Below are 10,036 nucleotides of genomic sequence, written 5' to 3'. Positions count from 1 at the left end.
GTTGTACAGCGCGGCTTCAGTACTGCGGCTCAGCGCATCGACCATCGACGCCGCCCCCCACGACAATGCCGAACTGTTGGCCCGGCGCGCTCGCGCCGTCGTGGAAAACGCCGCCGAGCAGGTCATCCATCACGTGGGCCGCGCGTTGGGTGCTGCCCCGTATTGCAAGGACCCTCAATTTGCCCGCCTAAGCGCCGATCTGCCGGTATTCCTGCGGCAAAGCCATGCCGAACGCGATCTGGCGGCGCTAGGGCAAACAATCATCCAAGGGACCTGGACGTTATGAAGACCAATCCAATCGTCGGTCAGGGCACGCCGCTGCACCTGTGGCAGACCTCTCGCCACCTGGCACAGCTGGCGACCGTCGATATTCTGGAACTCGTCCCTGAAGGCGCTCGGGCGGTCATCATTGCGCCGCACCCGGACGACGAAATACTCGGCTGCGGCGGCTTTCTGCAACTGCTGGCGCAGGCGGGTCGGGCGTTGCAGCTGATCTCGGTCACCGACGGCAGCGCCAGCCATCCAGGTTCCGAGCGTTGGTCGGTGGAAAGACTCAGCACGGTGCGCCCACAGGAATCCGTCGAGGCTCTGCGCCGGCTGGGTCTGCCATTGCACAGTTTGAGATGGCTGCGCGGCGGGTTTGCCGACAGCCAGGTGGCGGCTCGGGAGACGGAACTGGTCGAGTTCATCCAACGCCATCTGCGCGCCAACGATGTGGTGTTTACCACATGGCGCGAGGATGGCCATTGCGACCACGAAGCCGTAGGCCGCGCCAGTGCCGAAGCAGCGCAACGGGTCGGGGCTACGCTGCACGAACTGCCGGTGTGGACCTGGCATTGGGCGACGCCCGAAGACAGCGGCGTGCCGTGGCATCGGGCGCGAAAAATCCTGCTGGACCCGCCGCTGGTAGCGCGCAAACGTCACGCCATCCATGCATTCGCCAGCCAGCTGGAAGGTGATCCCCAGGTCGGCTTGCCGCCGGTGCTGGCGCCGTTTGTACTGGACCGGTTGCTGCAACCTTTTGAGGTGGTGTTTTTATGAGCGTAGAGGATCGCTATTTCGACGGGCTGTTTGCCGGCAACGATGACCCCTGGGCGTTCCGCGACCGCTGGTATGAACATCGCAAACGCGCAATCACCCTGGCGGCATTACCCCGCCTCCGGTACCGCGCCATTTTCGAGCCTGGCTGTGCCAATGGTGAATTGAGCGCCGATCTTGCGACGCGATGCGACCGCCTGTTGTGTTGCGACACGGCCAGCGCGGCGGTCACGCTGGCGCGTACACGTCTGAGTTTGTTTGACCATGCCGAAGTGCGTCAGGGCCGCTTGCCCAATGACTGGCCGGAAGAACAGTTCGACCTGATCGTGCTGAGCGAGGTGGGCTATTACCTCGACGCCAAAGACCTCAAGCAGCTGATCGAAAAGGCCGGGCGGTCCCTGGCTGCCGATGGCCAGCTCCTCGCCTGCCATTGGCGTCCGCCCATCGATGGCTGCCCGTTGAACGCGCGGCAGGTGCATGACTTGCTGCACGAACAGTTGCATTTGCCGCGCCTGGTGCTGCATCAGGAGGCGGATTTTCTGCTGGAAGTCTGGAGCCGCGAACCCCGTTCCGTGGCGGCGCTGGAGGGCCTGCGTTGATCGATCGGATGGACAGCGCGAAATAAAACGTACCGGATAGAACATCGGGGCGACGAATCGCCAGACATGAGCAATACTCTTCCCGCGGCAATCCAGGGTACGGAGCGCCGACATTGTTCATACACCTACAACAAGGATGTCATTGCGATGAAATCTGCCTCCACCAGCGAGAACAGCCCGCCTGCACAGATCTGGAACAGCGCCCCGCAACTGGACAACATTCCCGTCATCAATACCGAAACCCTCGTCCCACCGGGCGCGCGAGCAGTGGTCATCTCGACCCACCCCGGCGATGAAGTGATGATGTGCGGTGGCCTGTTGCAACTGCTCAGTGCCTTGAGTCATCCCTTGCAATTGATCTCGATTTCCGACGGCAGCAGCAGCCAGCCGGGGTCGCAACAGTGGTCGGAGAAGCGCCTGAGTGTGTTTCGCTCCCAGGAAAGCGTCGAAGCGCTGCGCCGGCTCGGTTTGCCCATGCACAGCCTGAAATGGGTGCGCGGCGGGTTCACCGACAATGCCCTGGCCGAGCAGGAAGCTCAATTGACCGAATTTATTGCGCGTTATCTGCGCCCCGGCGACGTGGTGTTCAGCACCTGGAGCGAGGACAGTAACCGCGACCACGACACGGTCAGCCGTGCCAGTGCCAAGGCGGCAAAAATGGTGGGTGCGACGTTCAACGAAGTACCGATTCAGGCGTGGCATCGGCCCCTGCGGGATCGCGAACAAATCCCCTGGCACCGTGCGCGCAAAGTCCGCCTCGACAGCTGGACCGTCGCGCGCAAAAGCCACGCCACTCACGCCTATGCGAGCCAACTCAACGGTGAACCCGCCATCGGCCTCGCCCCCCTGTTGCCCAGGGTGCTGCTGCAACGCATGCGATTGCCGTACGAGATTGTGTTTGTCTGAACGTATCGCTAACGGCCAATTTCGTACAAATCCTCTAGCAACTCATCAGGTTCACGCAAATCCTCTGTAGCAGCTGCCGAAGGCTGCGTCCGACTGCGAAGCGGTCGCTTTCCGGGCGACGAGGTGTCCACTTGAAAATCGGGGGCCGCTTCGCGCCCCAACGCAGGCTTCGCCAGCTGCTACAGGGCGCGGGGTGTACGTGAGCTCCGTGTTAATTTGAAATTCATGACATGCGCTGAACTGCTCGGCCCTGCATCAGTCGCATACATATGAAGCCCGACTCAGAGGTATGAACGTGACCAGTGATCCAACGCGGCAGGCGATCGATTCGGTGCCGTTGAACACCCCGCAGGCCGTTCATCGGCTACGCGTATTGACGGTCAATACCCACAAAGGATTCACCGCACTCAATCGACGTTTCATTCTTCCCGAGCTCCGTGAAGCCGTGCGCAGCACCTCGGCGGATCTGGTGTTTTTGCAGGAAGTGGTCGGCGAACACGAGCGCCATTCCTCCCGGTTCAATAACTGGCCGCAAACGTCGCAATACGAATTCCTCGCCGACAGCATGTGGAGCGATTTTGCCTACGGTCGCAACGCTGTTTATCCCGATGGTCACCACGGCAACGCATTACTCTCCAAATACCCCATTCGCGAGTACCGCAACCTCGACGTCTCCATCACCGGCCCCGAGCGTCGCGGCTTGCTGCATTGTGTGCTGGACGTACCGGGACACGCCGAAGTCCACGCCATCTGCGTGCACTTGAGCCTGTTGGAAAGCCATCGCCAGCTGCAACTGCAACTCCTCTGCCAGTTGCTCGAATCACTGCCTGACGACGCGCCGGTGATCATCGCGGGCGACTTCAACGACTGGCAATTGCAAGGCAATGCCGCCCTCGCCCGTCGTGATTACTTGCATGAAGCCTTCGAACGCCATCACGGTCGTCCGGCAAAAACTTACCCGGCACGGTTTCCTCTCCTACGCCTGGATCGGATTTACCTGCGTAATGCCAGCAGTCATGAGCCGCGAATACTGGGGCACAAACCCTGGACGCACCTGTCGGATCACCTGCCGTTGGCGGTAGAAGTACATCTCTGATTGCGCAAATTAATCAGCACGACCTGTCAATTGTGTCAGTAGTTTCCTGTTGGAACTCTTGATAGGTTGTTGTAAATGCTGATGACCACGTGGAGACGAGAATGGATTTTTCGACAGCACAGCCCAAGTACCGCTTTAGCGTTTGTGCTGTTCCCCTCTGTTTTTGCATCGGCTGGTCGGTGAATGCCCAAGCCGCTTGCACACTCACTCCCTCCGCCGGTAATGACAATTACGTCTGTGACAGCGCCACCAGCGGACCGCTGACCGACCTGCTCGGCAACAACACCCTGACCTTTCCTGCCAACGGCACCGGCCGCATCAATGGCAATGTCGCCTTCGGTGCCGGCAGCGACACCGTGGAAATGAACTCCGGCACCCTCGCCGGCACGCTCGACCTGGGCGATGGCGTTGATCGGCTGCTGATCACCGCCGGGCAAATCACCGGCGCCGTCAGCCAGGGCAATGGCATTGATGACTTCGTCATGAGTGGCGGGAGCATTCAGTCCCTGGCACAAGGCGATGGCCGTGACACCTTCCTGATGACCGGCGGCACCATCGTCGGCGCGTTCGAGGACGGAGACGTGGCGAAAATGACCGCGGGCAGCATCGGTCGCGTCGACATGAAGCTCGACAACAATATTTTTGACCTGTCGGGCGGGCAGATTCTCGGCAACCTGGTGACGGCCTTCGGCACCGATACCATCATCGTGTCCGGTGGCAGAATCGGTGGCAACGTCAGTGTCAGTGGCGGCAACGACAGCATCACTGTGACCGGTGGCGAAATTGCCGGCGAGATCCGCGCCAGTGTCGGCGATGACGTGCTGAACTGGAACGGTGGCGGGATTATCCGTTCGGCGATCCTGATGGGCGAAGGCAATGATCGTGCGACCCTGGGCAATCTAACCGAAAGCACCCTCGCCCTGACCCCGAGCATGGATGGCGGTCCGGGCAACGATCTGCTGACCTTCGACCAGACCACGACGGCCGGCGCCGCCCGGTACATCAATTGGGAAACGGTCAACCTGAACAACAACTCACGACTGGACCTCGATAGCAGCACCTTTGCGCTGGGCGACAGCACCAGCGGTACCGGAGTGTTCAACATTGACGGCAGCAGCACGCTGACGTCGACCCAAGGCAGCATCACAGCCTTAACGGCAGGCCAGCTCGCCACGTTGAACAACGCCGGCACCCTCGACCTCACCAGTGCCAACACCCGCACCAACGACACACTGACCGTGCAAGGCAATTACGCTGGCAACGGCGGCAAACTGTTGCTGCAAAGCGTGCTTGGCGATGACAGCTCGGCCAGCGACAAACTGGTGGTGAATAACGGGACTTTGACCGGCAATACCTTGATCACCGTTACTAACCTGGGCGGCGCGGGCGGATTGACGCAGCAAAACGGTATTCAGCTTGTGGAAGCCCAAGGCACGGCGGTCAGCAGCAACGGCGCTTTCGCACTGAACGGCGGCCTGATCTCCGCCGGTGCGTTCGATTACCGCCTGTTCAAGGGTGGTGTCACGGCAGGCACGGAAAACAGTTGGTACCTGCGTTCGGCCGTCGTTGCGCCACAAGTCACGACTGTTCCAAATCCCGACCCGGAATTACCGCCCATTGTTGTTCCCGTGGTCGCGGTGCCGGTCGCGGCGCTGGCGCCTGAAGGCAATCCCGAACTTCCACCCTTGCCTGCCGCCGTGCCGGGCGCCGAACCCATCGCTTTGTATCGTCCTGAAGTCCCCAACTGGTCAGTGTTGCCGCCGGCGGCTGCGCAACTGACCCTGATGGCGCTGGGCACTTTCCATGATCGCCAGGGCGATCAGCGACTGCTTACCGAAACCGGTGCGTTTGGCGCTGGCTGGGGTCGGGTGTATGGCAAGAATCTCGACCAGACCTGGGCGGGCACCGTGTCGCCTCGCTTCGACGGTTCGATCAGCGGCTTCCAGGTCGGCAATGACCTGTACAGCTCACAGTGGTCCGGCGGGCAGACGCAACGCACCGGGTTCTTTGTCGGGCATACCCGGATGAAGGGCAATGTCGATGGATTCAACGAAGGCTTCGAAGGCAAGCGCGCCGGCAAGATCGACCTTGAGGGCGACAGCTATGGCCTGTACTGGACGCTGACCGACCCCAAAGGCTGGTACATCGACACAGTGTTGATGGGCACTCGACTGGATGGCGACAATCATTCCGAACGCGGCCTGAAAATCGACAATCGTGGCAATGCGCTCACAGTTTCCGCCGAAGCGGGCTACCCCATCGCCGTGGCTGGCAACTGGGTGGTGGAACCCCAAGCGCAAGTCATCCACCAGAAAATCTCCCTCGACAGCCAGGATGACGGCGTATCTCGCGTTTCGTTCGATTCCGATGGTGCCTGGACCGGTCGCTTGGGCGCTCGGCTCAAGGGCCGTTACGACGTCGGGGGACGTCCGATGGAACCCTATCTGCGCGCTAACCTGTGGCACACCTTTTCAGGCAGCGACACCGTGACCTTCGACGACGTCGATCAGGTCACTACCGAACAGAAGTCCTCCTCCGCCGATGTCGGCCTGGGCGTCATCCTGAGCCTGGCTTCGACCGTGAGTGTTTACGCCGCCGCAGACTACAGCAGCAATATTGACAGCCAGGACCTGCGTGGTTTGTCGGGAAACGTGGGGCTCAGGGTTAGCTGGTAACCATCATTTAAACGCTCTGGCGCGGGTTTTTTTGACGATGTCATGTACAAACAAGTACTTAGATCAGTGCCGTAAATCAGTCACTTGACAGCGTTAAATTAACCCTACCATTTATCGGCCATTTTCTTGACGCAACGTCAGGGGTCTTCTTAGCTACACGGTACTACCCCCGGAAATACCACCAGGTTCAAGCCTCCAGACACCCGCATACACGGGAGGTCAGAGGCTTGCCCTACTCCATTCGGTCGCCCCTCATTCGGGGTAGGAGAGACGCCAAAGCGAGATAGCGCATGCGATTGCAAGGTAGACCACCATGAGAACTTCACTCACCCCTCAAGAGATCAAAGTCACGTTTTGCACCGTTTCAAGCTCAATCCTGCTGTGTTCATCCATGGAGGTGAAGGCAGGCTCTGCCGAAGATGAAACGCTGCCCTGGTATCGCCAGGACGTACCGGTGCTGTCACTACCCGCTATTTCCATCACCGCCCCCTACCCAGGCCACTTCAGCCCCGCTGACGATGTGCGAAGTTCACGCCTGACGATTGAAGACGTAGCACCCTCCGCCTGGGATCAACTCTACGGCCAACCTTCGCGCCAGGCGCAAACCGACTATATGGCCCAAGGCTCGTCCCTCTCTGGCGGTACCGAATTCAAAGGCCCGGCGATCCTGACGCTGCAAAGTAGCAGCGGACATACCCAGCGAGTCGGGCTGATCGGCGGCACCACCCAGTTCCAGGGCAACAGCAACGGGTTGTTGACCAGCCGTGCTCTGGCGGATCCCGCTACCGACACCCTCAATCTGCAAGGCCAGAGCCTTGGCGCGTACTGGAGCCTGACCGGCCCACAAGGCTGGCACGTGGATTTGTCTGCCAGTGGTGGCCGGGTCAACGGTTTCAGCCGCAATGAACAGGGCGCCCGGCAGATGACCGAAGGCAGTGCAGTGACGTTTTCGGTTGAGGGCGGCTTTCCGATCGGCGTGAGTGAGAACTGGGTGGTCGAACCCCAGGCCCAGTTGATCAACCAGCGCATTACCCTGGATACGCCCTATGGCGGATCGGGCAACGCATCATCCAGCGACCTGACGTCGTGGAGCGGCCGGGTCGGTGCGCGATTGAAAGGGAGCTACGACATCAATGGCCTGGGCGTGGAACCTTATGTTCGGACCAACCTGTGGCACACGGTGTATACCGGCAACACGGTGACCCTCGATCAGGTCGACAAGATCAGCAGCAGCCGCAAATCATCGACGGTGGAGTTGGGGTTGGGTCTGGTGGCGAAGGTGACACCGGTGCTGAGCCTGTACGTCAGCGCCGATTACAGCAGTGATGTGGATGAGAACGATTTGAACGGGTTGATCGGCAGCCTGGGCGTGCGGATGCGCTGGTGAGCGGTTGGCATTAAAGAAAGATCGCAGCCTGCGGCAGCTCCTACATTGACCGTGTGTTAACCCGATACTGTAGGAGCTGCGGAAGGCTGCGATCTTTTGATTTACAGTTCCGGCCGCAGAATCAACACCGCCAACGGCGGCAAATTCAAGCCCAGCGACAGCGGCTGCCCATGGCTCGGTTCTTCTTCTGTAAACGCCCCGCCACCGTTGCCGTAGTTGGAACCGGCGTACATCGCCGCATCACTGTTGATGACCTCGGTCCAGCGACCGGCAAACGGTACGCCCACGCGATAACCCTGACGTGGCACCGGGGTGAAGTTGGCCACCACCAATACCGGACGCCCGTCCTTGCTCCAGCGCAGGAACGCATAGACGCTGTTGATCGCATCGTCGCCGATCAACCACTGGAACCCTTGCGGCGCGTCGTCCTGATCGTGCATCGCCGGTTCTTCGCGATACAACCGGTTCAGGTCACCCACCAGCTTCTGCACGCCTTTGTGCTCGGAGTACTGCAGCAGGTACCAGTCCAGTTGCTGATCGTGATTCCACTCGCGCCACTGGCCGAATTCGCAACCCATGAACAACAATTTCTTGCCCGGGTGCGACCACATGAAACTCAGGTACGCGCGCAGGTTGGCGAATTTCTGCCAGCGATCACCCGGCATCTTGTCAATCAGCGAATGCTTGCCGTGCACCACTTCATCGTGGGAGATCGGGAGGATGAAACGCTCGGACCATGCATACACCAGGCCGAAACTCAGCTCGTTGTGGTGATGCCCGCGGTACACCGGGTCCTGCTGGATGTAATGCAGCGAGTCGTGCATCCAGCCCATGTTCCATTTGTAATCGAAACCCAGACCGCCCTGTTGCGTGCTCTGGCTCACACCCGGCCATGCAGTGGATTCTTCGGCGATCACCAGCGCACCCGGCGCTTCGAGGTTGACCACGTCATTAAGGTGGCGCAGGAAGTCGATGGCTTCGAGGTTTTCGCGACCGCCATGCCGGTTCGGTACCCACTCGCCAGCCTTGCGCGAGTAATCGCGATACAGCATCGACGCCACTGCATCGACACGCAGGCCATCGACGTGGAAATGCTTGAGCCAGTGCAACCCCGACGCCAGCATATAGCCGTGCACTTCGGTACGGCCGAGGTTGTAGATCAGCGTGTCCCAATCCTGATGGAAGCCTTCCTGCGGGTTGCCGTACTCGTACAGCGCAGTGCCGTCGAACTGGGCCAGGCCGTGGGTATCGGTCGGAAAATGCGCCGGAACCCAGTCAAGGATCACGCCGATATCCGCCAGGTGGCAGGCATTGACGAAGGCGGCGAAATCATCCGGCGAACCGTAGCGGGCACTCGGGGCGAACTGCGAGAGCAGTTGATAGCCCCACGAACCACCGAACGGGTGTTCCATGATCGGCATCAGTTCGATGTGGGTGAAGCCCAGTTCCTTGACGTAAGGAATCAGCCGTTCACCCAATTCGTGCCAGGTGTACTGACGGGCCACTTCACCCAGATCGTCCAGTTCGCACTGCCAGGAACCGGCGTGCAATTCGTAGATCGACAACGGCGCGCTCGGCTTTTGACGCTCGATCCGCGCCTGCATCCACTCGTGATCCTGCCAGTCGATGTTCAGCGGTGAGGCGACTTTCGACGCGGTGTCCGGTGGCAGCGAGGTTGCCAGCGCCATCGGATCGGCCTTGAGCGGCAGAATGCCTTGGGCACCGAGGATCTCGTATTTGTAGGCTTCACCAGCCTGCATGCGCGGGATGAACAACTCCCAGACACCGGTAGGATGACGCAGGCGCATCGGATGACGACGGCCGTCCCAATTGTTGAAATCGCCGACCACCGACACCCGCTTGGCATTCGGTGCCCAGACGGCAAAGCGCACGCCATCGATGCCATCAACTGTCTTCAGCTGCGCACCGAGGCAACTGCTCAGGTCGCGGTGATTGCCCTCGGCAAACAGGTACAAATCCATCTCGCCCAGCAACGGGCCGAAGCTGTAAGGGTCTTCCGACACCTGCTCGCCTCCAGCCCAACGGGTGCGCAGCACATAGGGCTGAGCGCGGTCGAAATGGCCAACAAACAATCCAGGGGTCTGGGTCGCTTCAAGGTTGCCGAGTTCTTCCCCGGAGTCCTTGGCGATGACCTGCACGCTCAAGGCGTCCGGCAGATAAGCCCGAATGTATTGCCCGCCGGCGCCATCGCCGTGGGGGCCCAGAATTGCAAAAGGGTCGTGATGCTCGGCGCGTACCAGCGCGTCGATGTCCCGCGATCCGGGCAGCAGCGCTTCTTTAGCGTGACCCTGTTCCTTGTTCGAGAAACTCATGA

General features: G+C 60.4%; 7 protein-coding genes and 1 pseudogene. 7 read left to right on the top strand and 1 reads right to left on the bottom strand.

Annotated elements, in window-relative coordinates:
* From GBC55_RS05510 to GBC55_RS05480, 7 genes and pseudogenes are all read left to right on the top strand, one after another.
* Positions 1-286, top strand: a pseudogene (locus GBC55_RS05510) (acyl-CoA dehydrogenase); the annotation flags it as partial.
* Positions 283-1,041 carry a PIG-L family deacetylase gene (locus GBC55_RS05505; protein ID WP_162436707.1) on the top strand — a complete coding sequence of 253 codons (759 nt, stop codon included), beginning with the start codon at positions 283-285 and terminating at the stop codon, positions 1,039-1,041. The pseudogene GBC55_RS05510 and the gene GBC55_RS05505, both read left to right, overlap by 4 nt.
* The gene (locus tag GBC55_RS05500) at positions 1,038-1,637 is read left to right on the top strand and encodes an SAM-dependent methyltransferase (protein ID WP_162436708.1); all 600 of its coding nucleotides are present in this window, start codon (positions 1,038-1,040) and stop codon (positions 1,635-1,637) included. Before GBC55_RS05505 ends, GBC55_RS05500 begins: the two co-directional genes overlap by 4 nt.
* Positions 1,638-1,784: 147 nt before the next feature.
* Positions 1,785-2,543 carry a PIG-L family deacetylase gene (locus GBC55_RS05495; protein ID WP_162436709.1) on the top strand — a complete coding sequence of 253 codons (759 nt, stop codon included), beginning with the start codon at positions 1,785-1,787 and terminating at the stop codon, positions 2,541-2,543.
* Between the two features lie 295 nt (positions 2,544-2,838).
* Positions 2,839-3,639 carry an endonuclease/exonuclease/phosphatase family protein gene (locus tag GBC55_RS05490; protein WP_162436827.1) on the top strand — a complete coding sequence of 267 codons (801 nt, stop codon included), beginning with the start codon at positions 2,839-2,841 and terminating at the stop codon, positions 3,637-3,639.
* A gap of 101 nt (positions 3,640-3,740) precedes the next feature.
* Positions 3,741-6,314 carry an autotransporter outer membrane beta-barrel domain-containing protein gene (locus GBC55_RS05485; RefSeq protein ID WP_162436710.1) on the top strand — a complete coding sequence of 858 codons (2,574 nt, stop codon included), beginning with the start codon at positions 3,741-3,743 and terminating at the stop codon, positions 6,312-6,314.
* Between the two features lie 313 nt (positions 6,315-6,627).
* The gene (locus GBC55_RS05480) at positions 6,628-7,701 is read left to right on the top strand and encodes an autotransporter outer membrane beta-barrel domain-containing protein (protein ID WP_162436711.1); all 1,074 of its coding nucleotides are present in this window, start codon (positions 6,628-6,630) and stop codon (positions 7,699-7,701) included.
* A 101-nt stretch (positions 7,702-7,802) separates the two neighbouring features.
* Here the strand turns inward: GBC55_RS05480 and glgB are convergent, their stop codons facing one another.
* A complete protein-coding gene (gene glgB, locus GBC55_RS05475; protein WP_162436712.1) occupies positions 7,803-10,034 on the bottom strand; it encodes a 1,4-alpha-glucan branching protein GlgB in 2,232 nt (743 codons plus the stop codon).
* Between the last annotated feature and the right edge of the window lie 2 nt (positions 10,035-10,036).

The sequence above is a fragment of the Pseudomonas sp. TNT3 genome, assembly GCF_010095445.2.
Taxonomy (GTDB): domain Bacteria; phylum Pseudomonadota; class Gammaproteobacteria; order Pseudomonadales; family Pseudomonadaceae; genus Aquipseudomonas.
The sequence above is the reverse complement of the archived record's forward strand: the minus strand, read 5'-3'. Positions and strand labels throughout refer to the sequence as shown.